The sequence below is a fragment of the Lysobacter terrae genome (assembly GCF_054782215.1).
Genome location: NZ_BAAGSX010000001.1, coordinates 1,216,198 through 1,241,146 on the forward strand (window position 1 = coordinate 1,216,198; position 24,949 = coordinate 1,241,146).

Genomic DNA, 24,949 nt, shown 5'->3' on the forward strand with positions numbered 1-24,949 from the left:
TGAACCATGCAATGGGCCTGCCTGTTCCTGCCACAGATCGCGATCGATGGCGTGCTGCGACGCCATCCGGATCCCGACGCGCCCCTGGCGCTGATCAGCGGTCCGGCGCAACGCCGCGTGCTGCACGCGGTAAATCCGTCGGCGCGCGCTCTGGGCCTGCGTCCCGGCATGCCGCTCGCGGCCGCGCAGGCATTGGGCGGCCGCTTCGCCACGGCCGAGCACGATCCGCGCGACGAAGAACGCTGGCGGCAACTGCTCGCCGCCTGGGCCTATCGTTTCAGCTCGCAGGTCAGCACCGATCTTGCGCATGCGCTCGTGCTCGAGATTGGCCACAGCCTGCAGTTGTTCGGTCCCTGGCCACGCCTGGAAGCGCGGATGCGTGAAGAGCTGCTGGCGCTGGGATTCCGCCATCGCCTGGTGGTCGCGCCCAATCCGCATGCGGCGCGCGTGCTCGCCAACGTGCACGACGGGCTGGCCGTGGGCGACAACACGCTGGCCAATGCCTTGGGGCAATTGCCGATCGAGCGTTCCGGCCTGCCGCAGGACGTGGCGCATGCCTTGTCGCGGATGGGGCTGCGCAAGTTGCGGCAGGTGTTCGCGCTGCCGCGCGATGCCCTCAACCGACGCTTTCCGCACCAGGTCCTGCAGCACCTGGACATCATCCGCGGCGCGGATGCGCCGCTGACCTGGTACCGGCCGCCGGATGTTTTCGAAGGCCGCATCGAATTCGAACACGAAGTCGAATCCAGCCAGGCCCTGCTGTTCCCGCTGCGCCGGCTGACCGCGGACCTGGCGGCCTTCCTGGCCGGACGCGACGGCGGCGTGCAGCGCTTCACCGTGGTGCTCGAACACGACCGCATCGCCGCCGGCGACCACGAAGCCTCCGAGCACAGCACCGTCGAAGTCGGATTGCTCGCGGCGGAACGCGAGGCGGCGATGTTGTTCGACCTCGCCCGCGGCCGCATCGAGCAGACGCAGGTGCCGGCGCCGGTGCGCGCCATGCGCCTGCTGGCGCGCGAACTGCCGCCTTTCGTGCCGGCCGAGCGCGATCTGTTCGACCCCCGCCCGCAGCAGGCGGTGCCCTGGCCGCAGTTGCGCGAGCGACTGCGCGCACGATTGGGCGATGAGGCCGTGCGCAGCGTCGGCTGGTCGCAGGATCATCGCCCCGAACGCGTCGTGACCGGCGAAGCGATGCCACGCAAGACCGCCGAACTCCCCACGCTGCCTCGGCCCGGGTGGTTGCTGCACCAACCCCTGCCCTTCCGTGAACGCGTGCAACACGTGCTCGCCGGTCCCGAGCGCATCGAGTCGGGCTGGTGGGACGACGAGGATGTGAGACGCGACTACTACCTGGTCGAAACCACGCAAGGCCAGCGCGCCTGGGTCTTCCGCATCGCGGGCGAACAGGCCGGCCCCTTCATGCTGCACGGATGGTTCGCATGAAGCCGCTGCCCGCCTACGCCGAATTGCACTGCCTGTCGAACTTCAGTTTCCAGCGCGGCGCCTCCAACGCCCGCGAATTGTTCGAGCGCGCCAAACAACAGGGTTACACCGCGCTCGCCATCACCGACGAATGCAGCCTGGCCGGGATCGTGCGCGCACTGGAAGCGTCCGAGGAATCCGACCTGAAGCTGATCGTGGGCAGCGAATTCCAGATCGAGGCCGGCCCCAAGCTGGTACTGCTGGCCGAAACGCTGGCGGGCTATCAGCGGCTGTGCCAGCTGATCACGCGTGCGCGCAGGCGTGCCGAGAAAGGCCGCTATCGATCGTTGCGCGAGGATTTCGAAGGCGAGCACGAAGGGCTGCTGGCGCTGTGGCTTCCCGCAGAAGATCCGCAAGCCGATGACGCCGCTTGGCTGCAAGCGCGATTCCCGCAACGCACCTGGCTCGCCATCGAGTTGCACCGCGGCCCCGACGACACTCATCGCCTCCATGCTCTGCAGCAGTTGGCCAGGCAACTGCAGATCCCCGCGGTCGCCTGCGGCGACGTGCACATGCATGTGCGCGGCCGCCGTGCCCTGCAGGACACGATGACGGCCATCCGCCAGCACACGACCTTGGCCGAAGCGGGCCACGCGCTGTTCCCCAATGGCGAACGCCATTTGCGTACGAGACAGGCATTAGCCGCGATCTATCCCGAGGAATTGCTGGCGGAATCGGTACGCATCGCGAGCCGCTGCCACTTCAAGCTACGCGATTTGAAGTACCAGTATCCGCACGAACTGGTGCCCGCCGGGCATACCGCGCGCAGCTGGCTGCGCCGCCTCTCCATGCAGGGCATCCGCGAACGCTGGCGCAAGAATGGGTCCACCGGTGAGCAGAAGGTGAAAGCCATCGAACTGATCCGCAAGGAGCTGCGGATCATCGCCAGGAAACAATACGAATCCTATTTCCTCACCGTGCACGACATCGTGCGCTTCGCGCGCAGCCAGGAGATCCTGTGCCAGGGCCGCGGTTCGGCCGCCAATTCCGCGGTCTGCTATGCACTGGGCATCACCGAACTGCAGCCGGGCGAAATGGAGCTGCTGTTCGAGCGCTTCGTCTCCGAGGAACGCGACGAACCGCCTGACATCGACGTCGACTTCGAGCACGAGCGCCGCGAAGAAGTCATGCAGTACGTCTTCAACCGCTACGGACGCGAGCGCGCCGCTCTGACCGCGATCGCGACCCGCTACCGCGGACGCAGCGCGGTGCGCGACGTGGCCAAGGCGCTGGGGCTGCCGGCCGACCAGATCGAGGAACTGGCCAAGACCATGGACCACTGGGGCGAGTCCGTGCCGCCGGCGGAATTCCTGCGCGAACACGGCTTCGATCCGGAGACCCCGGTGATGCAGCGGGTCCTCGCGTTGACCGGGCAATTGCTGGGATTCCCGCGGCATCTTTCGCAGCATCCGGGCGGCTTCGTGATTTCCGAGCAGCCGTTGTCGGCCATCGGCCCGATCGAGAACGCGGCGATGGACAACCGCACGGTGCTGCAATGGGACAAGGACGATCTGGACATCCTGAAGTTGCTCAAGGTCGATTGCCTGGCCCTGGGCATGCTGACCTGCATCCGCAAGACTTTCGATCTGCTGCGCGACAGCGGGCGCCGCGATCTGGATCTGGACCGCATCCCGCGCGAAGACGAGCAGACTTACGCGATGATCCGCGCCGCCGACACCGTCGGCGTGTTCCAGATCGAATCGCGTGCGCAGATGGCGATGCTGCCGCGGCTGAAGCCGAAACGGTTCTACGACTTGGTGATCCAGGTGGCGATCGTGCGCCCCGGGCCGATCCAGGGCGACATGGTCCATCCCTACCTGCGCCGCCGCAACGGCGAGGAACCGGTGACCTACCCTTCGGAAAAACTGCGGCACATCTTCGAGCGCACCCTGGGCGTGCCGCTGTTCCAGGAACAGGTGATGCAGCTGGCGGTCGACGCCGCTGGTTACACGCCGGGCGAAGCCGATCAGCTGCGGCGTTCGATGGCCGCATGGAAACGCTACGGCGACATGCAGGGCCATCGCGAACGGATCATCGGCGGCATGCTGAAGAACGGCTATGCGCTGGAGTTCGCCGAGCGCATCTTCGAGCAGATCAAGGGCTTCGGCAGCTACGGCTTTCCCGAATCGCACGCCGCCAGCTTCGCCCTGCTCGCCTATGCCAGCAGTTGGCTCAAGCGGCACGAGCCGACGGCGTTCGCGGCGGCGCTGATCAATTCGCAACCGATGGGGTTCTACTCGCCCAGCCAGATCGTGCAGGACGCGCGGCGCCACGGCATCGAAGTGCGGCCGGTCGACGTGCGCTACAGCGATTGGGACTGCACGTTGGAGCCGCGCTCTCGAGAATCGCGTTTGTCCGACGACGCGCAGCCTGCCCTACGTCTGGGATTGCGCATGGTGAACGGCTTCCGCGAAGACGCCGCACAGCGCATCGAGGTCGCGCGTGCCCGCCAGCCTTTCCACGACGTGAGCGATCTGTGCCTGCGCGCAGATCTCGACCAGCGTCTGCGCGGCATCCTCGCCGATGCGGCTGCACTACGCGGACTGGCCGGCCATCGGCACAAAGCGCGCTGGGCCGCCGCCGGCGTCGAGGCGCAAAGGCCGCTGTTCGATCCGATCGGGGCCACGGCCGAGACCGCGATTTCCCTGCCGCTACCGAACGCGGCCGAAGACATGCGTGCCGATTACGCCATGGTCGGCCTCACCCTGGGGCGGCATCCCCTGAGCTTGCTGCGTGCACAGCTGCGCGCACGGCGCTTCAAGCGATCCTCGGAGTTTCGCGAGATGAAACACGGACAGCGCGTCAGCTTCGCCGGCCTGGTCACCATGCGCCAACGGCCGCAGACCGCGAGCGGCGTCACCTTCGTCACCCTCGAAGACGAAGACGGTCTGGTCAACGCCGTGATCTGGCAACACGTCGCCGAACGGCAACGTCGCGAATTCCTCGAATCCCAATTGATGGCCATCGAAGGCCGCATCGAACACGCCGACGGCGTGCAGCATCTGATCGCCACACGCCTGCAGAACCTGACGCCGCTGCTGTCGGGGCTGAATACGACTTCCCGCGATTTCCACTGAACCCATTAATTCAGGATGCCCAGCAATGCCTTCGCAGTGGCTTCCGAAGAAGCGGGGTTCTGGCCGGTGATCAGCCTGCCATCCACTATTGCGAAGCTCTGCCAATCGTCGGCCTTCTCGTAACGACCGCCCTGGCGTTTCAGTTCGTCTTCAACCAGGAATGGAACGACCTTGGTCAAGCCGACTGCCTGTTCCTCCGTGTTGGTGAAACCGGTCACGCGCTTTCCTTTCACGATCGGCTCGCCGTTGAACTGCACGCGATGCAGCACAGCGGGGGCATGACAGACGGCGGCGACGGGTTTGCCGCTGTCGTAGAACGTCTCGATCAACTTGATCGATGCCGGATCATCGGCAAGGTCCCACATCGGACCATGCCCGCCCGGGTAGAACACGGTGTCGTAATCCGCCGCCGATACCGAATCCAGGCGGCGCGTGTTGGCCAGGATTTCCTGGGCCTGCTTGTCGGCCTTGAACCGGTTCTGGGCCGCTGTCTGGTTGCTGGGGTCGTTGCTCTTCGGATCGATCGGCGGCTGCCCGCCTTTGGGCGAAGCCACGGTCACATCGGCGCCTGCATCCGTGAAGACGTAGTACGGGGAGGCGAACTCCTCCAGCCAGAAGCCCGTCTTCTCGCCGGTGTCGCCCAACTTATCGTGCGACGTCAGGACCATCAGAATCTTTTTCATGTTGGCTCTCGCGGAAACTGGATCCAGTGGGATCGAAATTGTTGCGAAGCAAACGTTATGCACTAGTGACGCGCCGTCGTGCATGCGATTAGCGTGCCACCAACCGCTCGTCTCTCCCATTCGGCTCGTGTAACCGCAGGCAGATCCGCGGCATCGAATGCCGTTCTCATACGCTCGATCAGCTCGCACGCGTCGCGATCGCTGGCGGCGAAGGCACGGAATGCGATGGCGAAGGCGCGTGGGGTTTCGCGGTTGTCCAAATTGCGCATTGCCAAGGCGCTCGCGCGTTCGGCGTTAGCTCCGGGCCCCAGATAGAACTCGGCGGCATGGTCGACGAAGGCGAGCGGCTGACGTTCGAGCAGCGACAGATAGCGCTGCTCCGCCTTCGCGATATCCCGCTGCGCCTGCGCTTCCTGACCGATTCGTCGCCGAATGTCGCCGAGCAGGGCAAGCGCTTCGGGCTCCTGTCTCGCTTCTATGACGGCCATCAGCCGGGTCTGTGCCGACTGAAAATCACCACGACGGAATTCGATTTCTGCCTGGTGAATATTGGCCGCGGCGAATTGCGGCAGATAGGCCAGTGCCTGCTCATATTCGATCTCGCCGCGACCAGTGTCGCCAGCTTGCTCCGACCACATCAGGCCTAGCGCGAAATGAATCCAGGCATACGGAAACGGCGACGTCGTCGTCAGACGCGCAAGCGCGAGGCGATACTCGCGATCTGCATCCTCGTAGCGACCGAGCTCGGCATAGGCGCTCGCCAATGCGCTATGGGAGGCATAGCCAGGATGGGCTGCGACATCCGAATCCAGCGCGGCGACGGCCTGGTTAGCATGTCCGGTCGCGATCAGGATCACAGCGCGTTGGCTATCGATCTGGTGCTCATCGGCTCCCGACTGCGCGGCCGCGTGCAAATCCGCCAGCGCCTCTTCGAAGCGATGCGCTGCTGCGCGCGCACGTGCCCGCAGCAACAGGCCCATTGCATCCGTCGGCAACGCCTCGGCCAGCGTGGCCGCCTCGTCGAGCGCATCGTAGTCGCCTACGAAGCGGGACTTGGCGAGCAGCAATTCGATCCGTCGCGCCGCATCATTCGGTTGGCTGAGCTGGTAATCCAGGTTCGCCATGGCGATCGCGCCGGACGTCGTGGCCGGGCGCGCTTCGGCGGCGAGCGTGGCACAGATGCCCGCAAGCACCATTAGAACGCCACGCCACATACGAATGCCGGTGATCACGGCGCCGCCAGGAACGGGAAGTCGACGGTCGAATGCACCTTGTCGTCCTGCACGACGCCGTCTTCCACTCCCGTCTCGGCGCCGTTGACCAACAAGGAGCGATACACGTCGACCGCATCGCCGACAGGCGTCCGGCCACCGCAATCGGTAGTTCGCGCGCCCTGACTTTGCTCCACGGCCATGTAGCGCGTGCACGCCTTGCGACGCGTATCGACCCACAGTCGATCGTCGGCCAGCAGACGAGCCAGGGCGAGATAGCGATCCGGTGTCGCCCGACGTGATGCGAGCCATTGGTTACCGCAGACGCCGTCGAAGGCGTCGTACATGGCCAGGGACTTTTGGATATCGGGGACGAAGCTTTCCCAGTCTTTCTGCGCGGCGCGGTTGTACTCCTCCTTGCGTCGATCGGCATACTCTTCGGCATCGAACAGGCCGAGCAACGCGTTGCCCGTCAGCGTCCGGCCCATTCGATCCAGGCGCGGTCCCCAACCGGATGACGCGTCGAGCGCGTAGGTGCCTGCCCACACCGCCAACAAAGCGCCGCCGCGGTTGACCGCCGCGACATCGATCGACACCACCAGCGCGCCAGTCTTCCAGCCCGCCAGGAAATTCTTCGCGGGACCGCCGTCGGTGTGGCGCCAGTGGTCCAACATCTCGCTGGATACGGCGGCATCGAACGCCGGGCAGCCGGCGGGGTCCTTGACCACTCCCGCCTTCAGCGCCCGCTGAACCACCTCGTACGCCTGCCGTGTGCCGCGGACGTTATTGGCGAAGGGGTCGTCACGCAGACCTGCGAATACACGAAACGCGTGTCCGTCGCTTTCGAGTCCTGTCGGCTGGTCGGCGTTACCGGCAGCGTGGTCGCCGGCCGCTTCGCAGTGCGCGAGTCCCTGGATGTCGAAACGGCAATCGATCGTCGCCGTCGCCCGGGGGTGGCCGAAGCGGCGGCCGCTGTCGATGTGGAAGACATAGGCGATCTGGTCGGAAAAGCGTTTGCCGACGACATCCATGACCAGATTCAGGCGCCGGCCGTCGGGCGACATCCAGGCATAGAGATCGCCGATGTCGGCCGCGGGATCGGCGATCACGGTGGGCGTGTCGAGATGGTCCGAGGCGTGCGCCGACGGAGAAAGGCATGTCGCCGCAACAGCGATCGCAAGCAGGCAACTGTGTTTGTTCATGGCGTGACTCCGATCCAGGCGTTCAGGCTTTCCACAAGGCAAGCGCTTCTTCGGCGATGACGTCCGGCCGCTCTTCGGGCCAGAACAACTTGCTGCCTTCCAGCCAGCGGATACCGCGCGATCCGCCGCAGGCGTAGTCGAGGTAATCGGCGTTCTTGGACGCGAAGATCGTGTCCGCCCTGCCCCACACCACGCGCACCGGCGTGCGGCTGCGCTGCAGCCCCTCTTCGGTGCCGCTCAATGCGTTGCGTTCGAGCGCGACCGCATACGCATTGGCCAGCGCGATGCGTCGATCGCTGGACAACAGCGGAGCGAAATACATGTCGATGGCCTCGTTGGTCGGATGCTGCGGATCGGCGAAACACATCGCCCCGATACCTTCGGCCGAACGCGCGAGCGCCTTGTCCTTCAGCCACGGCGCGAGCCATGCGTTCACGTACTTGCCCTGCTTCGCCAGTGCGATTACCGGCAGCATCGCCGGCGGCGGGCTTTCGATCTCGGTATCGCAATTGCTGAGAAGCACGGAGCGCACGCGCTGCGGGTGCCGCAGCATCAACAACTGCGCCACCGCGCCGCCGCTGTCGTTGGCGACGACATCCACGGTCGCGACGCCCAGCTTGTCCAACAAGGCGACGAGCATGGCCACCTGATCGTCGGGTCCGACGCTCTGGCCTTCGGCGACGCGGGTAAAGCCCATGCCGAGAAAGTCGGGCGCAATGCAACGTCGATAGGGGGACAGGCGTTCCAGCGCACCTCGCCACTGGAAGCTGTTGAGCGGGAAGCCATGCAGGAACAGTGCCGCATCGCCCGTGCCGCGTTCTACATACGCGATCTCGCCGAACGGGGTATTGGCGAAGCGCCGCAGACGATGAAAAGCGGCTGCATCCAGCGGCTCACCTGTTCCCGCCTGGGCTGCACCAAACACTCCGCCGGGGAGCATCAACGCGCCACCGAAACAGGCGGCTCCTGCAAGAAATTGTCTGCGACTGACCATGATGTCCCTCAAAGGCTGTGGCCCCGTATTCCCGAGGCAGTACTCGTCCATGCCGTTGCGTGAAGCAACAGCCTCATAACGATTGAGTCGAAACGCCAAGGCACCGCGTGCCTCGGCATGGACCGCCGGACGTGCCGAAGACGCCGGTCGGTTTCAGGTTTGCACCGCGGCCTCGATCAGGCCGGCGTCAGCTCAGGGATTCGACGCGGACGCGTACGATTCCTTGAGCTTGGCGGCGCATTCGTCGCAGCACACTTCCACGGTCTTGCCGCCGATCTTCACCTGGATCGCGTTCTCGTCCAGCACGCAGTCGCAGGCAGCGCAGGTCTTCTCGCTCATGTCGTCTCTCCGATGGGGCAGGATTGCCCGTGAGCGAAGTAGACAACGCCCGCGCCCCTGCCCGCTGTCGAAATCTTTAGCGACCTGAGGGCAAGCGCCGTTGCAGCACGAGCTGGCGGAATTCCGTGGGCGTACGCCCGTAGGCCTGCTGGAACGCGGCGCTGAAGTGGCTGTGGCTGGAGAAGCCCAGTTCCTGGCTGAGGGCGCTCAGGTCCTCGTATTCGCCCAGCAGGTCGAGCGCCCGTGCGAGGCGCAGGCGCAACTGGTAGCGATACAACGGAACGCCTTCGACATCGCGAAAGCTCTGGGTGAGATAGACGGCCGATACGCCGACTTCAGCCGCGACCTCGGCCAAGGTCCAGCGGCGGGCTAGGTCCCGCGAGAGCACGAGCTTCGCGCGATCGACGAGGCGCTGGCGGCCGTGGCTGGCGCCGGCGGCGTGCGCCGTGCGTGGCCCCATCGAACGCTGCACCAGAGTCAGTGCCAGGCTTTCGCCTTCAAGTGGGTCGGCTACGCCTTCGCGCAAGCTGTGGCGCAGCAGCGCGACCAGCACCTGCGCTCGCGGATCGATGCGCAGGCGTTGCGCGCGAAACCGCAACGGATCGCCCTCTTGGAGCGCTTCCGGCGGCGCGATTTCGCGCAGCATGGCTTCATCCACGATGAGCACCAGACTGGCATCGCCACCGGGATGAGGACGACTGATCCGATACGGCTCGCCGGCATTGAAGAACAGCACCTGGCTCGCGTCGGCGACCACTTCCTCGCCGTCGACATGGCGCAGGAAGCTCCCGCGGTAGAGGAAGACCAGTTGCGTTCGTGGCGCACACTCCCACTCGCCCTCACCTGATCCCGAATGGACGACGTCCAGGACCTCGATTAGTGAGGTCTTGAGCAGTTCGTTGACCACAAGCTCAGGCATCGGCGCCGGAAACGGAGTGTCGGCCTAAAAGCATTGCACGTTTCGTCCCGAGCGGGGCGCTAGACGGTATCCAGGCCCTTGGTCAGCAACGCCGCCAAGCGCGTCTGCTGGAGTTGATCGAGCCACCAGGCGAGCGCGCGCCCTTGGTGGTCGCCGCGCCAGGCGATGTAAAGCGTGTTGGGTTCGCGCGGATCGGCCGTGCGCTTTTCTATGAGTTCACGCTTTTTGAGCAGCGACGCTACGCGTTCGCGCGGCAGCCAGCCGACGCCCAACCCTTCGCGTTGCGCCTGGATCTTGGCGCGCATGCTCGGCACCGCGAGGATGGGCTGCCCGCCCTGGACGCCGTAACCGCGCACGTCGGGCCGCCGTGACGTGTCGGCGACGACGATGGCGCGGTGCTGCGTGATCGTCTCGCGCTCCAGCGGCTCCTTCGCCTTGGCAAGCGGATGCCGCGGCGACACGGCGAATACCCACTCCATCACGCCGAGCTCGTGCCAGCGCAGTTTCGGAATGACCGGCGGCTCGTTGGTCGCGCCGATCACCAGGTCCGCGCGGCCGTCGCGCAGCGCTTCCCAGGTGCCGCCGAGCACTTCATGCGTGATGCGCAGCGCGACGCCAGACTGCAGCGCGTCGAAGGCGCGCACCACCGGCAGCAACGTCTCGAATTCGAGAACCTCGTCGGTGACGATCCACAACCGGTCTTCCCAGCCGCCGGCCACCTGCTTCACCCGCTGGGTCAGGCGCGATACGTCCTGCGCCAGGCGCGCGGCTTCCTGCGCGAGCAGATGCCCGGCCGGCGTGAGTTGCAATCGATACCGGCGCCGGTCGAACAACAGCGCATCGAAACGCGCCTCCAACTGCCGCGCCGCGTGCGAGATCGTGGACGGTGCCTTGCCCAGGCGCGCGGCGGCGCGCGAGAGGCTGCCTGCCTCGCGAATGGCTTCCAGTAGGGCCAGTTCGTCCTCGGACAACATGTTCGATGCTCTCGAACGAGTTCGCCGGAATTATGGCACGGCAAATCCCAGGGGGCGCGCCAGCATGCACTCACAGCGATCCGCTGGCATCGAAGGAATTCACCATGTACCGCTTCACCAACAAGACCGTTCTCGTCACCGGCGGCAGCAGCGGCATCGGCCTGGCCGCCGCCAAGGCCTTTGCCGACGAAGGCGCGCGCGTCGTCATTACCGGCCGCGACGCCGCCGCACTGGAGCAGGCCAAGACCGTTCTCGGCAGCAACGTCGTCGCCCTGCGCAGCGACGCCGGCAACCTCGCCGACGCCAAGGCGCTCGCGGCCAGCCTGGCCGCCCAGAACCTGCGCCTGGATGCTCTCTTCATCAACGCCGGCGCCGCGAAGTTCGCACCCTTCCCCGACGTCGACGAGGCGCTGTGGGACCAGATCTTCGACACCAACATCAAGGGCCCGTATTTCCAGATCCAGGCTTTATTGCCGCTGCTCAATAGCGGCGCGTCGATCGTCATCAACGGCTCCATCAACGCCCGCATCGGCATGCCCAACACGTCGGTCTACGCCGCCAGCAAGGCCGCGATCATTTCGCTGGCGAAGACGCTGTCGGCGGAACTGCTGCCGCGCGGCGTCCGCGTCAACGTGCTGAGCCCGGGCCCGGTGGCGACACCGATCTACGGCAAGCTCGGGCTGGATGCCGCCACGCTCGAATCCACCGCGGCGCAGATCCAGAGCCAGATCCCGCTGGGCCGCTTCGGCACGTCGGAAGAGATCGCGGCCACGGTGCTGCACCTGTCCGCGGCCGAGTCCGCCTACATCGTCGGCACCGAAATCATCGCCGACGGCGGCATGAGCCAGCTCTAACGGCGCTTCCCAACCCAGCCGCCGGCCGAGGTTCGCCCCTGATCGCGTAATTCCTTCAGTTGGGCCCTCGGCTGTGCGGCACCTTCCCCCAGGAGAACGTCATGAACACCCTGTTGCGACCTTTCCAGCTTGCTGGAGCCGCCCTGCTGATGGCCTTGGCGATGCAGTCGCCCGCCCACGCGGCGGGCACCGATTCCATCCAAAGCCACACTGCCGACGTCAACGGCGTCACCCTGCACTACCTGCAAGCGGGCAAAGGCAAGGAAACGCCGATCGTGCTGGTGCACGGCTACGCCGAGACCAGCCACATGTGGATTCCGCTGATGCCGAAGCTGAGCGATCGGCACGTGGTGATCGCGCCGGATCTTCGCGGCGCCGGCTCGTCGTCCAAACCCGATGGCGGCTACGACAAGAAGACCCTGGCCCAGGACATCCACGCGCTGGTGCAGAAGCTCGGCTATCGCAAGGTCAAGATCGTCGGCCACGACATCGGCCTGATGGTCGCTTACGCGTATGCCGCGCAATACCCGAACGAAGTGGAGAGCATCGTGCTGATGGATGCTTTCCTACCGGGCGTGGGCGACTGGACCAAGGTGTGGCTGCTGCGCGATCTGTGGCATTTCCACTTCTACGGCGAAGTGCCGTTGAAGCTGGTCGATGGCCGCGAGCGCATCTACTTCGAGCACTTCTGGAACGACTTCGCCGCCGACCGCAACCACTCCATCCCGGAGGCGGATCGCCAGTTCTATGCGTCCGAATACGCCAGGCCCGGCGGCATGCGCGCCGGCTTCGAGTACTTCCGCAACTTCGAGCAGGACGCGAAGGATTTCGAAGGCTTCGCCAAGACCAAGCTGACGATGCCGATGCTGGTGATCGCCGGCGAGAAGGCTTCGGGCCAGTTCCTGATCGACCAGGGCAAGCTGGTGGACACCAATGTCGAAGGCCTCATCGTCAAGGGCTCGGGGCATTGGCTGATGGAAGAAGCGCCTGAGCAGACTATTCCGGCGCTTGTGGCGTTCCTCAACAAATAAGTTGCAGCAGAACCGAGATGGGCGGGCGGCACATCAGTACCGCCCGCTTACCGATGCTCAAGACTTAAGGGACCAGGATCATCGGGCCGGATTTGCGGCGTGCCGCGATGTCTTCGTGAGCCGCGGCGGCTTTCACCAGCGGATAGACGGTGGCCTTGAAGTCGCCGAAGACGCCTTGGCGATACGCATCGAACACCTCGTCGCTGGCCTGGGCCACTCTGCCTTGCAGGTGTTGCGCCATGGGGCCGCCCTCCACTCGAACGTTACGGCGGGTCAAAGTCGCCTGGTCGATCTCGGGTGAGCCCGACGCAGCGCCGATCGTGACGATTGTTCCGCCGTCGCGAACCGCCGCCGCCGAAGCGGCGAACGTGGCTTTACCGACGAATTCGTACACGACATCCACTCCCGCCGGCGCGATCGCACGAACCTGCTCGGCGAGGTCGTCGCTGCCGGACGCAAGCACATAGTCGACGGAGCCCGCGATGGCCGCCTGCTTGGCGGCTGAGCCGGCGGTTCCGATGACCCGCGCTCCGCGCGCCTTGGCCCAGCGCGAAACCAGCCATCCGACATTGCTGGAAGCGCCTTGCACCAGCACCGTCTCGCCGGCCTTGAGTGGATAGAAACCGTTCAGTGCAGCCCACGCGGTCAATCCCTTGGTCAGTACCGTGGCGACTTCCGCCGACGACAGATCACCCGGCGACCGGATCAGGTCGGCGGCATTGATCAAGCGCACCTCGGCGTAGCTACCCGGTGCGAGAAAGTAGGCCATGCGATCGCCTGCACGGATTCCTTGAACATCGGAGCCGACCGCCTCCACGATGCCGGCGCCCTCGACGCCGGTGACCCCGGGAAGCGGCATCGGGAAAACGCCTTGTCGGAATGCGGTGTCGATGAAGTTCACACCGATGGCTTCCTGCCGCAGGCGAACCTGCGCCGGGCCAGGCGCGCCGACCTCTTCCTCCTCGGGGGTCAGCACATCGGGAGAACCGTATTGGTGGAAGCGGATGGTCGTGCTCATAAGAAATCCACCTCAGGCGCCTGCGCCGGGATGGCTAGCGAGTAGCTGCATTTCCCATGCGAACGCCACGCCTGTGCCTCCGCCATGCGGACCCAGCACTTCGGCAAGCGCAGCCGCGGTGGCTTCGCGCGCCCAATCGCGTTGGAGCTCGGCCATGACGGCCATCCAGGTGATCGGTATGGCGCCGGCCTGCACCATGCGTCGTACGGCCATGTCGTGGGCTTCGGCTGATACGCCGCCCGAGGCATCGGTGACGATATAGACCTCCCAGCCTTCGCCCAGCGCCTGTATCGCCGGCATGGCAAGGCAAATCTCGGTCCATAGCGCGGCCATCACCACCTTCTTGCGTCCCGTCGCCTTGACCGCGTCGACTACACGCTGGTCTTCCCAGGTGTTGATGAAGGTGCGGTTGATCGGCTTCTGCTCCGGGAACACGTCCTGCAGTGCCTTGATCAACAACCCGCCGCGCTCCTCCAGCACGGTGGTCAGGATGGTCGGGACCGAGAACACCTTGGCGGCCTTGGCCAGCCCGACGACGTTGTTCACCACCATGGTGGGTTCATGGCTGTGCAGGTTGGCGAACTGGAAGGGCTGATGGTCGATCAGCACCACCACGCAGTTGTCCGGGGAAAGCAACGCGTCCAGACCGGTGTAATTCGACTTCATGTTTGGCACTCCAGAGGGTGGGTGGCGTCTCCTGACAGAAGATTGCCGTTCTCCTTGCGGTAAGGTAGCCGCGCATTGCGACCATCTGTGTCGCAGAAAGTGGAACGCCAACGATGGAACTCGAGGACCTCCAGACCTTTGTCGAAGTGGCCAATGCCGGTGGCGTATCGCCGGCCGCTCGCCGCCTGGGTGTATCGAAGTCCATCGTCAGTCGGCGACTGTTCCGGCTGGAAACGGAGCTCGGCATCCAACTGTTGGCGAGGACCACCCGTGGCGCTGCGCTCACCGAAGCAGGCGTCACCTTCCGCGAGCACGCCGCGCGCGTCTGTGCCGAGATGGATCTAGCGCGGGAGACGATCCTGCCCGCTGGCGATCTACGCGGCCTGCTGCGGATCGCTGCGCCGCTGTCGTTCGGCCCAACGCATCTGGCGCCCGTGTTCGCGGAGCTGGCGCGCCGGCATCCGCTCCTTCATGTCCACGCGTACTACAGCGATCGTTTCGTCGACATCGTGGGAGAGGGATTCGACTGCGCGGTACGTGTCGGCCATCTCACCGATTCAAACCTGATAGCGCGCCGCATCGTTCCATTCCATGGGCTGCTCGTGGCGAGCCCGGACTACATCCGCGAGCATGGGGCACCCGAGACACCCGACGAGCTGCTCACTCACCAAGCACTGATGCAAGGAACGGAAACCTGGCGGTTCATCGACGGCGACAGGACGATCAATGTCCATCCGCAGGGCCGGTTCAAGGCCGACAACGGCAGCGCCCTGGTGCCTGCTGCAATAGCGGGACTGGGCATCGCATCGCTTCCGGATTTTCTTGTTGCGGACCATCTGGCCTCGGGCGCCCTGGTCTCCGTGATGACGCGTTATCCGATTCCCGAAGCCGGCGTCTACGTCGTCCGGCCGCCAGGGCAGCAGCACCCTCCGCGGAAGATCCGGGTCCTCACCGAATTGCTGATCGAGTATTTCGGATGACATTGGAGGTTCAAGGGTGCATCTCCGCCCTAGGATGAACCTGGGCCGGACGGAGTTGGCGACTTCAACGGCCTCGGGGCTTCTTTCGGGCAGCCGAGCGGGCTGACGAAACATGGTGAGCGTGTATCGCCGACTCGTGCGTGCTTGACCGCTTGCGTTTGAGGCGGTCAATGAACCAGCGGCCCGCCGGTCCTGGCGGCGCCTCCGTGCGATAGACCGCCCGCATCGGCATCACCGGCTTCACCATGCTGGGAAGTTCGATCCGGATGGCGCACAACTTCCCGCTGACGATGTCGTCCTCGACCATGAAGTGCGGCATGTTGCCGAAACCGAAGCCTGCGCGAAGAAAGGCGTGCCGTGCCCCCATGTCCGCGAGCCGCCAGAGGTTCTTGGAAAACACACCGTAGTTCTGGCCCTTGGACAACGTCGACCGGTCGGTCAACAGCAGCTGCACGTGCCGCTGGAGTTCCGACTGGGGAATGATGCCCTTGTACGAAGCCAGCGGATGCGAGGGTGCAACCACGGTGACTAGCGGAACGTCGAGCAGGAACTCGCCGCGCATCGCTTCGGGCAGTACCGGCAGCGAGCCGACGATGCCGATCTGGCAGCTTCCCTGCAGCACTGGCTCGACGACCGCTCCGAGTACTTCAACAACGAGCCGCAGCGGCGTGTGCGGAAACGTCTCTCTGAAGTCGGCCACGGCTTCGGTCAGCTCGCTCATGGGATACATCACATCGATCGAGAGCGAGAGCTCCGGCTCGAGCCCCTCGCGCAGGGTCTTGGCCCGGGCCTTGAATCCGTCCATCTGATCGGCGACGGCGCGAGCGTTCTCCAGCAACGCACGCCCGTCCTCGGTGAGCGTCGGATAGCGTGCGCTGCGATCAAACAGCGTCACGCCGAGCTGCCCTTCGAGGTTGGCCAATGTCTGGCTGACCACGGACTGGGCGCGCCGGAGTTTGCGGCCGGCGGCCGAGAAACTGCCCTGTTCGGCGGCAGCGATGAAAGTGCGAAGCTGATCCAGGGTTACACCGTCCAGCATGACCTATCTCCGTAGACGATGGATCGTATCGAATAATATAGGCTTAAAAGATAGGTCATGGGAACCTATGTTGCGCTCACCGACAAACCCAGTCACTTGAGAGCACCCCCATGTCAAACCCCCAAAAACTTATCGCCGTCGTTGGCGCAACCGGTCAGCAGGGCGGCGCCGTCGTGCGCGCACTGCAGGCGAGCGGTCAATTCAAGGTGCGCGCGCTGACGCGCGATCCGGCCAAGCATTCGACGCTGGCCGATGAAGTCATTGCGGCCGATCTCGATCGCCCCGAAACACTGAAAGCCGCGTTTGCCGGCGCCCACGGTGTATTCCTGGTTACCAACGCCTGGGAGGCCCACCACAACGAGTTCAAGCAGGCCGTTGCCGCGGTCAACGCCGCGAAGGAAGCCGGCGTCCAGCATTTGATCTGGTCGACGCTTCCGAACGTGGAGACGATCAGCGGCGGCGCGATCGATGTGCCGCATTTCACCGACAAGGCGAGAGTCGAACGCGTCGTCAAAGGCGCCGGATTCGCCTACCACACGTTCGTGATCGCCCCGTTCTATTACCAGAACCTGCTCGGCGCGATGGCGCCGCAGGCGCAGGCGGATGGTTCCTCGGGCTGGGCGCTGCCGCTCGATCCCGAACGGCGTGTCATCCACATGGGCGACATCACTGAAATCGGTCGGCTCGTTGCGGGTGCTTTCGCCCAGCCCGAACTCGCCGGGAACGGTGAACATTTGCCGCTGGTTGGCGACTTCCTGAGCTTCAACGAGATTCTCGCCACCCTGAAGCAACAGGGTCACAACATCTCATTCGCACGGGTCCCGCGTGATGTGTTTGCTGGCTGGTTCCCGGGCGCCGACAGCGTCGCAGCGATGCTGTCCTACTTCGAAGCCCACACCTACCTCGGCACCGATTCGCGTGACGCGATCGCGCTGGCCAACAAGGTCGCCGGGCGCCAGCCCACAAGCTTCGCTTCCTGGGCGGAAACGAGTTTCGCGATCCCGGTGGCCGCGTAATACTCGGCCTCAACCAGTGATGGCATCCGAACCAGGAGGCATCCAGTGACTCACAGCATTCAGGACCTGCTCCGGGTCAATCTCGACGTCTTCGCCGAGAACGATCCCGCGCGCCGTCGCGCGCTCATAGACGAATTCTATGCGGAGGATTGCGTGTTCTATGACCCCAACGCAGGGGTGCACCGCGGCCGTGATGCGATAGATCGAATCGCGGACGCGATAAAAGCCACGCATCCCGACTTCAAGTACCACCCCATCGCCGAGCCGGATGTTTCGGGCGATGGCGGGCGAATCCAGTGGGTATCGGGTGCCCCTGGGCAAGCCCCTGCTTACGCAGGAACGGATTTCATCATTGCCCGGGAAGGCCGCATCGCGGCCATCTATCTCTTCTTCGACAAGTTGTCTTGAACACCCACTAATCCCTAACTAAGGAGTACTGACATGTCCGCAAGCTCCCAAACCCTGGCCGCCGCCAACAAAGCGACCACCCTTCGCAACACCACCGAACTGCTCGGCCGCTTCCTGCTTTCGAGCCTGTTTCTGATGTCCGGTATCGGCAAGATCACGGCGTATGCCGGCACGGCTGGCTACATGGAATCCCAAGGTGTCCCAGGCTTCCTCCTGCCGTTGGTCATTCTCACTGAGGCGGGTGGCGCCATCGCCATCATCGCCGGTTGGAGGACGCGCATCGTGGCGCTCCTGCTCGCTGGTTTTTCGATCCTGAGCGCCGTGCTGTTCCACAACAACTTCGCTGATCAGATCCAGATGATCATGTTCTTGAAGAACATCTCCATCGCGGGTGCGTTCTTGATGCTCGCCGCTAATGGCGCCGGTCGCTATAGTCTGGATGCACGCGCCGGCAGGTGATGTGCGCGCACGGCGGGCGGCACGCCAGCGCCGCCCGCCGGCCTCAGCGCTTATAGCGGTGCTGGTCGCGCATTTCACCTGGAAAGGGGCGAGGCTGATCATCTTGCTCTGCAGCGGCAACAAATCTGCGCAGGCGAATGACATCAAAGCTGCAAGGGAAATGGCGACACAGCTGTAGCGCGTCACAACGCCGAGAGTTAGGCGAATCGGCACGCTGCCGATCGGGGCTCGCATAGCGGATGTCCTATCGCAGCAACAGCTTGAGGGCGCACCGCCCTAAGCAGCAGGAATACGGGCGCGCTGCAAAATGCCGCTAGTGCCATTGGCAAATTGTGCTGCGCGACTAGTACTCCTCGGCGCCTCTTTCGTATTCGGCGTCTGCTTCCGCTTCGGCCGCAGCTTCTTCTGCCGCATCTTGCGCTTCGCGATCGGCCTGCTCCTGGCGCTCCTCGGCGAAGGCCTCACAGCCTTCGATGAAGGACTGCGAGTTGCCTCCACAGTCAGAAGCATCACCAATGTCGTTTTCCTGCGCCCATTCGAAGCCCGCTTCGTGGCCTGAGCAGTCGTCCGTGCAGACGTAGCTCCCTCTGTTCTCTACGTCGTAGGAATTCACGTTGCTCACGTCGGCGCCTGTGCCATCGCTATCGGCACCGCGTTCTTCGTATGTCGCTTGCCTTGCTTCCTCGGCAGCATCAGCAGCACCGGCGGAATAGTCATATTCGTCGTAGCGTTCACCGCCGCCGCAGCCCACAAGTAGCGTGACAAGCACTGTACTCAGCCAGCGAATCCTCATTCGCCCCACCCCCTTTCAAAACCCAGTCGCCTCTCCGAGTCTTTTGTGCGATCTACTCAATCTATGGAGTGAGAGCCACTCCGAGAGCGTTCAAGGTATCGGTGGTCAATGTTCCTGTCACTGACAGGCCATGCGTTGCTTGGAAGCGACGCAATGCTATTTTTGTGGCATCGCTCAACGTCCCATCGATGGCACCTGGGTCGTAGCCCTTGGCGTAGAGCGCCGCTTGCACGCGCATGATCATCAACTGAAGCTGATCTGCAGTAGGACGCGAGGGCGAAAGAGGCTGCACAGGCGCTGCATGGGCACCAGATGAAGGCGACGTTCGGGGCTGATATGTACTGGGTGACGTCGACGGTTGATAGGGACTAGGGGTCGGGCCTGGCTGCGGCGCCGAGTAAGGCGCGGGTGTTATTGGTGCGCGATAAGTGCCACCGCTACCTGAATAGTGGGAGCTGTGGGAGCTATGAGAACTATGGCTGCTGTGCGAGCGGTGCCCTGCATACATATTCTGCACGCCAACATTCAACGGCGCGGTAAGGGTTACGGTGTAATCGGCGTCCTGTGCTGCAAGCGACACTAGGCTCGCGTTCCGGCCATGCATCTCCGGATCGTGGATTGAACCCTGTAGGGCTGACAGTGCACCGCCAGCAATGGTCAACGTCTTACGCATCTCAGCTTCCCCTTCGAATAGGTCCGATGGTGCGGCTCGTCCACTCAGGTGTCACCCAGCCAAAAAACCCGCCACACTGACTTCTTACGTCACATGCTTCGCATTCCGCCAGATAATCTTGCTTCCAGTTTGAAATACTGCGCCTTGCGAACGGCCAAAGAGAGGATGGCAACGTGCACAAGGGCAAGTTATACAGAGAGATAGGCATCCCTCTCTGCGTCAAATACTCAACAGTCTCCGAAAGAACCTCCGCCATATCGGCCGGGTCGATCCATAAGGCATCATGATTCGCCTTTGCAAATCCAATTGGCTCGATCCCCATCAACGCAACGTGCTCGACGAAAGGCAGGTTGCGGTAGAGGTAGCGAACCAGCTCCTGTAACCGAGAAACTGTGGGCCTCACCAGCACCACACGGACTTCAATGCGTTGCCCGGCCGCCTGCAGGGCGTACAGGCCGCGCATGGTCTGGGCAAACGCCCCGGGGCTTTGCACCACATAGTCGTGCAGCTGGTAGTGATCGCCGTACAACGGGATGCCCCAGGTCAAAGATGGGTGCAACCCAGCGAATGACTGGGCATAGGCGCCCTCACCGAAGAGACGGCCATTCGACAAAACGTGCACATGCGTCCGCGGTAATGCCTTCGCGCAGCGTTCGATAATTCGAGGGAGGCCAGCCTTCAGTAGCGTGGGCTCACCGCCGCTGATGGCAACTGAAGGTTCGTCCTTGTCGATCAGATCCACTAGCGCACACAACTGCTCGACGCGCCAATCGTCTTCGATTTGACGCGGAGGCTGCGAGCACATAAGGCAGAAGCTGTTGCAGCGCTCTGTAGCGAACAGGACGTTGCCGTTATCCCCGCGTCGATAGCGAACTGCTAGCTTGGATTGCGTGGGCCTGAGCTCAATCACATCGCCTGGACGCACGATCTCAGGGGTCTCCAGCAAGGTCACCGCCGGACGCCCCGTTGGCAACGAGCCGGTCGGGCCGGCCAAGAAGCCCGCCCATGGCAACGACAGCAGTTGCTCGGATTCCAACCCTATCTGACTGTCTCGCAGATCCAAGATCATCCGCTCAATCGGAAACTCACCACGTGCAAACTCGGCCAGCCCTGCCACCTTCAGCAACGCAGGGCCGCCCCACCCTGTTAGCTGCACCTTGGAGTCGAGCGCCAACATTAGGCAGCTACCTCTTGCGGCATCGACGCCACCGCGGATCGCTGGGTCCAGCTTTCGAGAATGGAGCGCTCCACAGATGGAGCGTTTTCCCACCGCTCCAATAGAAGATCGAACATGCCCATTTGCTTGCGACAGAAGTCGCTGGTAGGTCGATGTCCTATCGGGTCACCTTGGCGTGCGTAATGATCGATGGGGTCAGCGCCGCACAACGGGACATACGCGCAATCGGCGCAAGTTGGCAGCGCTTCGGCGACGCCTGCCTGTATTACACGTGCCATCGCGGACGAGGCCAGCCAAGTGGGAATGGTTTCGTCGACGCGCCCCATGCAAAAGGTGTGGTCGCCCATCGCGGCTAGCATGCGAGCTTCATCGGAGGGATATACGCGGCCGTCGTAGTCGTAAACCACGGCCCCGAACCCAGCGCCAGTTGGGGAGCGCAGATCCACGTAACCGTGTGCAAAGGGCGTCATCAATTGAGACAGCAGGAGGCTGGCGTACGCCTCCTCCAAGGCATAGCCCTCTCGATTGATCGCGAGGATGTGCTCCAGCGCAACGGCGTAGAACCGAAGGAAATCCGTAATTTGGTAGCCATGGCGCGCCTGGGTCCTTCTGGCAAAGCCATATGGACTCAGCGGGCGCAGAAATATCGAGTGGAAACCTAGTTTCCGGTACTCGTCAATGATCTCCCGGGGTACCGCCAAGCTCCGGTTGGTGAGCGTCGTAAGTGCGGAGACCGCGTCATCACCCAACGCGCGTCTTCCGCGTTCGATCCCATCCACGGTCCGTCGATAGCTATCGCGTCCGGGCCGCGGCCGATTCTCGTTATGCAACCATTCCGGCCCATCCAATGAGGTTGAGAGTTGAAACTGGTGATCCTTCAGGAACGCCAGCTGATCATCAGTGAGATCATGAAGGGTCGAGGCAATAACAAAGCGTAGTGTTCGGCCCTCGCTGCGATTTCGATGTTCGATCATCTCCGTGATCGACCGTACGCGATCGAAGTGCAGCAGGGGTTCTCCTCCCTGGAACTCTACCGTCAACGTCTTCGCCGGCCACTCGAATAGGCGATCAATCGCATGGCGCGCGGCATCGCCAGACATATCGAAAAGGGATTCCGAAGTCGGTTGACGCGAGACCTGACAGTAAGCGCACGTATGATGGCAGCGCAGGGAAACGACAAAAATATGCAGGGCCGGGCCGTCCTGCAGATAGCTCTTGCGCGTTCGATACTGAGACAGTAATGGAGCGAGCGTAATCCGCTCCGGATCGGCCGCGATCAGATGCCGCGCCTGCAAGTCGGCAAATAGTGGCTCGTGCGCGTCCAAAGTGCCGTCAATGACCCGATCCAGATCGGTTCGCGCCATGAGCAACCAATCCCCCGCCATGGAGCTCACAAAAACGCGCTTCTGGTCCCAGGGTAAACGTCGAAACCTTAGAGGTAGCAACCGGTAGCCCGGAGCACCTTCGAAAGCCTGTTGGCCAACGAAACGTGTCACCGGGCTCGCCCGATGCCTTGCGCCCCTTGCAGGGCCGCCTCTATCAGGGCGATTTGCAGCTCAGCTGTCTCTGCGCGCACCCGTTCGCGCAACCGCTCATCCAGGGCATCATTTCTGAAACGTTGGGTAAGGTGATCCAGCAACGCCCCGTCATGAATCGGGGTCAGACGAACCTGATGTCCCGAAGGTACTGTCGCGATCTCTACATAGAACTCGTTTGTGTATCGCTGTGCGGTGCGCGCAACTGCATCTGCCGAAAAAAGTCCATCTAGTACCAGCTCAACCGATCCCATGGCCGTCCCCCAACGCCCCTAGTCTTGGCATGCTGCACCGCCGTTCGGGCCCGCGCAAGCTTGAAATACGCTGCCCCAGCCAATAGCGGAAGACTCAGGATCCCACCGTCGTCTAGTAATTCGAGGGGCGGGATGGTCATTACGCAGACAGGGACGAACGACAAGTCGCTGCGCTAGTCTATGTTGCGGCATTCGTACCCGATGCGGGTCAGTCGACGAGCGACCTCGGCAAGAGCCTGAGCGCCTGCAAGCGTTCGAGCTCAAAGCTGAGCGATCAGCCTGAATCTCGAAGGTCAGCATCGATCTGACACACGCGCTCGCAGGAATTACCGAACGAATGCCAAAAACACTCAGGGCCCGGTTTCCCGAGCCCTGAGTGTTTGCTTAGTTGGCGTCCCCACGGGGATTCGAACCCCGGTCGCTACCGTGAAAGGGTAATGTCCTAGGCCTCTAGACGATGGGGACGCTGTAAAACTTTTGCTTTCATCGAGATGTTCTTCGTTGAAAGCCGGCCTGTTTTTTGTAACCAGTGGTGGAGCCAGCCGGGATCGAACCGGCGACCTCCTGCATGCCATGCAGGCGCTCTCCCAGCTGAGCTATGGCCCCACGGCGCTGGAAAGACCGCTATCTTAGGGGGCTGATTCAGGAGCGTCAAGCCACCTTTTCGATTTTTTTCACGTCGGTGTCGCCAAGACGACGCAGCGTCGCGACACCGTGGCCACTCTCCGCCAGGTACTGCACCCACTTGCCGAGAAACGTGTTCATGCGCAGGCGATGGCCGATGACGGCGGCGGGCGGCGGATACATGCCGATGACGTCCTGCCAGCGCCGTCCGACGTAGCAATGCGTGGCTTCGACCTGGCGCGCGTCGTGGTAGACGCGCAGATACGCCGACGGATCGGGCTCGCCGGTCACCGGATCGAGCATGTCGTAGGTCAGGCGCAATTCGGTGGTGTAGCGATGCTGCTCGATGACATCCAGGAGCAGCGGCACGCCGTCGCCGATATCGGATCGGTAGCGTCCCGGCGCCAGATCGGCGGGTTCGAACAATCGCTGCAGGCGGACGTGATTTTCCGCGTACAGCCCCATCAGCCAGCCGAACTTGCCGAGCCGGAGACGGCCCAGCAGATCGGCGTGCGCGTTGCGGTGAACTAGCTGCTGCATGGGCCCGATCCTACACGTGCGGACAGCAAGGCGCAGCGTTGACGCGCCGGATGAACGCGCCTAATGTCACAGTTCTTCCCTCGCGTTTTGTGGCGTTCCGCAGCCGCTTCAGCGGCCGGACATCAGCTCAGAACATTTCGCGATGGATGCCCAGCGTGCTCAGCACCTTGCTGGCGATTTCCTCGATCGAGGTGTGCGTGGTGCTCAGCGTCGAAATCCGCTCTCCGCGGAACATCGCCTCCGCCGCCGCGACCTCCCGCCTGCACGTCTCGTACTGCGCGTAGCGCGAATTAGGCCGGCGTTCCTGCCGGATCTGCTGTAGACGTACCGGGTCGATGGTCAGCCCGAACAGCTTGTTGCGATAAGGCCGCAGCCGCGCCGGCAGACGATCGTGCTCCAGATCCTCTTCGGTCAGCGGGTAATTGGCCGCGCGAATCCCGTAGTGCAGCGCCAGATAGACGCAGGTAGGCGTCTTGCCGGCGCGCGACACCGCCACCAGGATCACGTCCGCGCCCGCGTAGTCGGTCGCCGCGCCGTCGTCGTGGGTCAACGCGAAATTCATCGCGTTGATGCGACGGTGATAGGTGTCGAAGTCGACCAGGCCGTGGGCCTGGCCGATGCGGCGCTCGCGGGCCTCGCCCAGCTCGCGTTCCAGCGGCTCGATGAACGGCGCGAAGATATCCAGCATCAGCGCCCCGCTCTCGGCCAGGGCGGCGCTTACGGTGCCGTCGACGCAGGAATTCACCACGATCGGACGGGCGCTGTATTGCTCGGCGGCCGCCCGGACCTTCGCGGCGATCTCCGCCGCCCGCTCCACGCTGTCGACGAAGGAATAGCGGTCGGTGACGAAGCGCGTCTGGGTGAACTGCGTGAGCAGACTGTGCCCGATCGTCTCGGCGGTGATGCCGGTACCGTCGGAAACGTAGAAGACCGGCCGAATTCCGGGCATCACCCACCTCGCAAGCGTCTGAGTTATCGAAAAACCGCTGCGAGCCGCGTTT

At 63.6% G+C, this 24,949-nt stretch carries 25 protein-coding genes and 2 tRNA genes; 8 read left to right on the forward strand and 19 right to left on the reverse strand.

Going from position 1 to position 24,949, the window contains the following annotated elements; genetic code table 11:
• Nucleotides 1–6 precede the first annotated feature (6 nt).
• Both ACYVJ8_RS05685 and ACYVJ8_RS05690 read left to right on the forward strand, forming a co-directional pair.
• Nucleotides 7–1,443: a Y-family DNA polymerase gene (locus ACYVJ8_RS05685; RefSeq protein WP_460710146.1), complete on the forward strand. Its 1,437-nt coding sequence runs from the start codon at nucleotides 7–9 to the stop codon at nucleotides 1,441–1,443.
• On the forward strand, nucleotides 1,440–4,559 hold the full coding sequence (locus tag ACYVJ8_RS05690; protein WP_460710148.1) for an error-prone DNA polymerase: 3,120 nt from the start codon (nucleotides 1,440–1,442) through the stop codon (nucleotides 4,557–4,559). The genes ACYVJ8_RS05685 and ACYVJ8_RS05690 overlap by 4 nt, the downstream gene beginning before the upstream one ends.
• Nucleotides 4,560–4,564: 5 nt before the next feature.
• Here ACYVJ8_RS05690 and ACYVJ8_RS05695 read toward each other — a convergent pair whose 3' ends face one another.
• The 7 genes from ACYVJ8_RS05695 to ACYVJ8_RS05725 all read right to left on the reverse strand — a co-directional run bounded on the left by ACYVJ8_RS05695 (nucleotide 4,565) and on the right by ACYVJ8_RS05725 (nucleotide 10,881).
• Nucleotides 4,565–5,242, reverse strand: coding sequence for a type 1 glutamine amidotransferase domain-containing protein (locus ACYVJ8_RS05695; protein WP_460711063.1), 678 nt, complete (start codon nucleotides 5,240–5,242; stop codon nucleotides 4,565–4,567).
• A gap of 62 nt (nucleotides 5,243–5,304) precedes the next feature.
• Nucleotides 5,305–6,474, reverse strand: a complete 1,170-nt coding sequence (locus ACYVJ8_RS05700; protein ID WP_460710150.1) for a tetratricopeptide repeat protein — start codon at nucleotides 6,472–6,474, stop codon at nucleotides 5,305–5,307.
• The gene (locus ACYVJ8_RS05705) at nucleotides 6,471–7,562 is read right to left on the reverse strand and encodes a hypothetical protein (protein ID WP_460710152.1); all 1,092 of its coding nucleotides are present in this window, start codon (nucleotides 7,560–7,562) and stop codon (nucleotides 6,471–6,473) included. The genes ACYVJ8_RS05700 and ACYVJ8_RS05705 overlap by 4 nt, the downstream gene beginning before the upstream one ends.
• Nucleotides 7,563–7,677: 115 nt before the next feature.
• Entirely contained in the window at nucleotides 7,678–8,649 is a 972-nt protein-coding gene (locus tag ACYVJ8_RS05710) for an alpha/beta fold hydrolase (protein WP_460710154.1), read from the reverse strand.
• A gap of 192 nt (nucleotides 8,650–8,841) precedes the next feature.
• Entirely contained in the window at nucleotides 8,842–8,988 is a 147-nt protein-coding gene (locus tag ACYVJ8_RS05715) for a hypothetical protein (RefSeq protein ID WP_460710156.1), read from the reverse strand.
• 76 nt (nucleotides 8,989–9,064) lie between these two features.
• Nucleotides 9,065–9,907 (reverse strand): helix-turn-helix transcriptional regulator, encoded by an 843-nt coding sequence (locus ACYVJ8_RS05720; protein WP_460710157.1) that lies wholly within the window; start codon nucleotides 9,905–9,907, stop codon nucleotides 9,065–9,067.
• Between the two features lie 59 nt (nucleotides 9,908–9,966).
• Nucleotides 9,967–10,881, reverse strand: a complete 915-nt coding sequence (locus ACYVJ8_RS05725) for a LysR family transcriptional regulator (protein WP_460710160.1) — start codon at nucleotides 10,879–10,881, stop codon at nucleotides 9,967–9,969.
• Between the two features lie 104 nt (nucleotides 10,882–10,985).
• Between ACYVJ8_RS05725 and ACYVJ8_RS05730 the strand changes: the two genes are divergently transcribed.
• Nucleotides 10,986–11,735: an SDR family oxidoreductase gene (locus ACYVJ8_RS05730; protein ID WP_460710162.1), complete on the forward strand. Its 750-nt coding sequence runs from the start codon at nucleotides 10,986–10,988 to the stop codon at nucleotides 11,733–11,735.
• Between the two features lie 101 nt (nucleotides 11,736–11,836).
• Nucleotides 11,837–12,766 (forward strand): alpha/beta fold hydrolase, encoded by a 930-nt coding sequence (locus tag ACYVJ8_RS05735; protein WP_460710164.1) that lies wholly within the window; start codon nucleotides 11,837–11,839, stop codon nucleotides 12,764–12,766.
• 64 nt (nucleotides 12,767–12,830) lie between these two features.
• On the opposite strand, the gene ACYVJ8_RS05740 is transcribed toward ACYVJ8_RS05735, so the two are convergent.
• Nucleotides 12,831–13,784 carry a zinc-binding dehydrogenase gene (locus ACYVJ8_RS05740; protein WP_460710166.1) on the reverse strand — a complete coding sequence of 318 codons (954 nt, stop codon included), beginning with the start codon at nucleotides 13,782–13,784 and terminating at the stop codon, nucleotides 12,831–12,833.
• Nucleotides 13,785–13,796: 12 nt separating this feature from the next.
• Nucleotides 13,797–14,450, reverse strand: a complete 654-nt coding sequence (locus ACYVJ8_RS05745) for a hydrolase (RefSeq protein WP_460710168.1) — start codon at nucleotides 14,448–14,450, stop codon at nucleotides 13,797–13,799.
• Nucleotides 14,451–14,563: 113 nt separating this feature from the next.
• Between ACYVJ8_RS05745 and ACYVJ8_RS05750 the strand changes: the two genes are divergently transcribed.
• The gene (locus ACYVJ8_RS05750; RefSeq protein WP_460710170.1) at nucleotides 14,564–15,430 is read left to right on the forward strand and encodes a LysR family transcriptional regulator; all 867 of its coding nucleotides are present in this window, start codon (nucleotides 14,564–14,566) and stop codon (nucleotides 15,428–15,430) included.
• Between the two features lie 64 nt (nucleotides 15,431–15,494).
• Here ACYVJ8_RS05750 and ACYVJ8_RS05755 read toward each other — a convergent pair whose 3' ends face one another.
• Nucleotides 15,495–16,469 (reverse strand): LysR family transcriptional regulator, encoded by a 975-nt coding sequence (locus tag ACYVJ8_RS05755; protein ID WP_460710172.1) that lies wholly within the window; start codon nucleotides 16,467–16,469, stop codon nucleotides 15,495–15,497.
• Between the two features lie 110 nt (nucleotides 16,470–16,579).
• Between ACYVJ8_RS05755 and ACYVJ8_RS05760 the strand changes: the two genes are divergently transcribed.
• The 3 genes from ACYVJ8_RS05760 to ACYVJ8_RS05770 are packed head-to-tail and all read left to right on the forward strand — an operon-like array spanning nucleotide 16,580 to nucleotide 18,352.
• Nucleotides 16,580–17,485 carry an NmrA/HSCARG family protein gene (locus tag ACYVJ8_RS05760; RefSeq protein ID WP_460710173.1) on the forward strand — a complete coding sequence of 302 codons (906 nt, stop codon included), beginning with the start codon at nucleotides 16,580–16,582 and terminating at the stop codon, nucleotides 17,483–17,485.
• Between the two features lie 45 nt (nucleotides 17,486–17,530).
• The gene (locus tag ACYVJ8_RS05765) at nucleotides 17,531–17,893 is read left to right on the forward strand and encodes a nuclear transport factor 2 family protein (protein ID WP_460710175.1); all 363 of its coding nucleotides are present in this window, start codon (nucleotides 17,531–17,533) and stop codon (nucleotides 17,891–17,893) included.
• A gap of 33 nt (nucleotides 17,894–17,926) precedes the next feature.
• A complete protein-coding gene (locus ACYVJ8_RS05770) occupies nucleotides 17,927–18,352 on the forward strand; it encodes a DoxX family protein (protein WP_460710177.1) in 426 nt (141 codons plus the stop codon).
• 343 nt (nucleotides 18,353–18,695) lie between these two features.
• Here ACYVJ8_RS05770 and ACYVJ8_RS05775 read toward each other — a convergent pair whose 3' ends face one another.
• From ACYVJ8_RS05775 to ppsR, 9 genes are all read right to left on the reverse strand, one after another.
• A complete protein-coding gene (locus ACYVJ8_RS05775; RefSeq protein WP_460710178.1) occupies nucleotides 18,696–19,145 on the reverse strand; it encodes a hypothetical protein in 450 nt (149 codons plus the stop codon).
• Between the two features lie 61 nt (nucleotides 19,146–19,206).
• Nucleotides 19,207–19,818 carry a His-Xaa-Ser repeat protein HxsA gene (gene hxsA, locus ACYVJ8_RS05780; RefSeq protein WP_460710180.1) on the reverse strand — a complete coding sequence of 204 codons (612 nt, stop codon included), beginning with the start codon at nucleotides 19,816–19,818 and terminating at the stop codon, nucleotides 19,207–19,209.
• A 1-nt stretch (nucleotide 19,819) separates the two neighbouring features.
• Entirely contained in the window at nucleotides 19,820–20,995 is a 1,176-nt protein-coding gene (hxsC, locus tag ACYVJ8_RS05785; RefSeq protein WP_460710182.1) for a His-Xaa-Ser system radical SAM maturase HxsC, read from the reverse strand.
• Nucleotides 20,995–22,491, reverse strand: a complete 1,497-nt coding sequence (gene hxsB / locus ACYVJ8_RS05790; RefSeq protein ID WP_460710184.1) for a His-Xaa-Ser system radical SAM maturase HxsB — start codon at nucleotides 22,489–22,491, stop codon at nucleotides 20,995–20,997. The genes hxsC and hxsB overlap by 1 nt, the downstream gene beginning before the upstream one ends.
• Nucleotides 22,488–22,784 (reverse strand): hypothetical protein, encoded by a 297-nt coding sequence (locus ACYVJ8_RS05795; RefSeq protein ID WP_460710186.1) that lies wholly within the window; start codon nucleotides 22,782–22,784, stop codon nucleotides 22,488–22,490. Before ACYVJ8_RS05795 ends, hxsB begins: the two co-directional genes overlap by 4 nt.
• A 389-nt stretch (nucleotides 22,785–23,173) precedes the next feature.
• A tRNA-Glu gene (locus tag ACYVJ8_RS05800) sits at nucleotides 23,174–23,249 on the reverse strand.
• Between the two features lie 65 nt (nucleotides 23,250–23,314).
• Nucleotides 23,315–23,390, reverse strand: a tRNA-Ala gene (locus ACYVJ8_RS05805).
• Between the two features lie 45 nt (nucleotides 23,391–23,435).
• Nucleotides 23,436–23,948 (reverse strand): DUF1249 domain-containing protein, encoded by a 513-nt coding sequence (locus ACYVJ8_RS05810; protein WP_460710187.1) that lies wholly within the window; start codon nucleotides 23,946–23,948, stop codon nucleotides 23,436–23,438.
• 127 nt (nucleotides 23,949–24,075) lie between these two features.
• Complete coding sequence (ppsR, locus tag ACYVJ8_RS05815) at nucleotides 24,076–24,897, reverse strand: posphoenolpyruvate synthetase regulatory kinase/phosphorylase PpsR (RefSeq protein ID WP_460710189.1); 822 nt, start codon at nucleotides 24,895–24,897, stop codon at nucleotides 24,076–24,078.
• Between the last annotated feature and the right edge of the window lie 52 nt (nucleotides 24,898–24,949).

What these genes read in the sequence shown, in the direction of transcription:
- ACYVJ8_RS05685 (WP_460710146.1), top strand. Translation starts at nt 7, where the DNA reads ATGCAATGGGCCTGCCTGTTCCTGCCACAGATCGCGATCGATGGCGTG.
- ACYVJ8_RS05690 (WP_460710148.1), top strand. Translation starts at nt 1,440, where the DNA reads ATGAAGCCGCTGCCCGCCTACGCCGAATTGCACTGCCTGTCGAACTTC.
- ACYVJ8_RS05695 (WP_460711063.1), bottom strand. Translation starts at nt 5,242, where the DNA reads ATGAAAAAGATTCTGATGGTCCTGACGTCGCACGATAAGTTGGGCGAC.
- ACYVJ8_RS05710 (WP_460710154.1), bottom strand. Translation starts at nt 8,649, where the DNA reads ATGGTCAGTCGCAGACAATTTCTTGCAGGAGCCGCCTGTTTCGGTGGC.
- ACYVJ8_RS05715 (WP_460710156.1), bottom strand. Translation starts at nt 8,988, where the DNA reads ATGAGCGAGAAGACCTGCGCTGCCTGCGACTGCGTGCTGGACGAGAAC.
- ACYVJ8_RS05720 (WP_460710157.1), bottom strand. Translation starts at nt 9,907, where the DNA reads ATGCCTGAGCTTGTGGTCAACGAACTGCTCAAGACCTCACTAATCGAG.
- ACYVJ8_RS05725 (WP_460710160.1), bottom strand. Translation starts at nt 10,881, where the DNA reads ATGTTGTCCGAGGACGAACTGGCCCTACTGGAAGCCATTCGCGAGGCA.
- ACYVJ8_RS05730 (WP_460710162.1), top strand. Translation starts at nt 10,986, where the DNA reads ATGTACCGCTTCACCAACAAGACCGTTCTCGTCACCGGCGGCAGCAGC.
- ACYVJ8_RS05735 (WP_460710164.1), top strand. Translation starts at nt 11,837, where the DNA reads ATGAACACCCTGTTGCGACCTTTCCAGCTTGCTGGAGCCGCCCTGCTG.
- ACYVJ8_RS05740 (WP_460710166.1), bottom strand. Translation starts at nt 13,784, where the DNA reads ATGAGCACGACCATCCGCTTCCACCAATACGGTTCTCCCGATGTGCTG.
- ACYVJ8_RS05745 (WP_460710168.1), bottom strand. Translation starts at nt 14,450, where the DNA reads ATGAAGTCGAATTACACCGGTCTGGACGCGTTGCTTTCCCCGGACAAC.
- ACYVJ8_RS05750 (WP_460710170.1), top strand. Translation starts at nt 14,564, where the DNA reads ATGGAACTCGAGGACCTCCAGACCTTTGTCGAAGTGGCCAATGCCGGT.
- ACYVJ8_RS05755 (WP_460710172.1), bottom strand. Translation starts at nt 16,469, where the DNA reads ATGCTGGACGGTGTAACCCTGGATCAGCTTCGCACTTTCATCGCTGCC.
- ACYVJ8_RS05760 (WP_460710173.1), top strand. Translation starts at nt 16,580, where the DNA reads ATGTCAAACCCCCAAAAACTTATCGCCGTCGTTGGCGCAACCGGTCAG.
- ACYVJ8_RS05770 (WP_460710177.1), top strand. Translation starts at nt 17,927, where the DNA reads ATGTCCGCAAGCTCCCAAACCCTGGCCGCCGCCAACAAAGCGACCACC.
- ACYVJ8_RS05775 (WP_460710178.1), bottom strand. Translation starts at nt 19,145, where the DNA reads ATGAGGATTCGCTGGCTGAGTACAGTGCTTGTCACGCTACTTGTGGGC.
- hxsA (WP_460710180.1), bottom strand. Translation starts at nt 19,818, where the DNA reads ATGCGTAAGACGTTGACCATTGCTGGCGGTGCACTGTCAGCCCTACAG.
- hxsC (WP_460710182.1), bottom strand. Translation starts at nt 20,995, where the DNA reads ATGTTGGCGCTCGACTCCAAGGTGCAGCTAACAGGGTGGGGCGGCCCT.
- ACYVJ8_RS05795 (WP_460710186.1), bottom strand. Translation starts at nt 22,784, where the DNA reads ATGGGATCGGTTGAGCTGGTACTAGATGGACTTTTTTCGGCAGATGCA.
- ACYVJ8_RS05810 (WP_460710187.1), bottom strand. Translation starts at nt 23,948, where the DNA reads ATGCAGCAGCTAGTTCACCGCAACGCGCACGCCGATCTGCTGGGCCGT.
- ppsR (WP_460710189.1), bottom strand. Translation starts at nt 24,897, where the DNA reads ATGCCCGGAATTCGGCCGGTCTTCTACGTTTCCGACGGTACCGGCATC.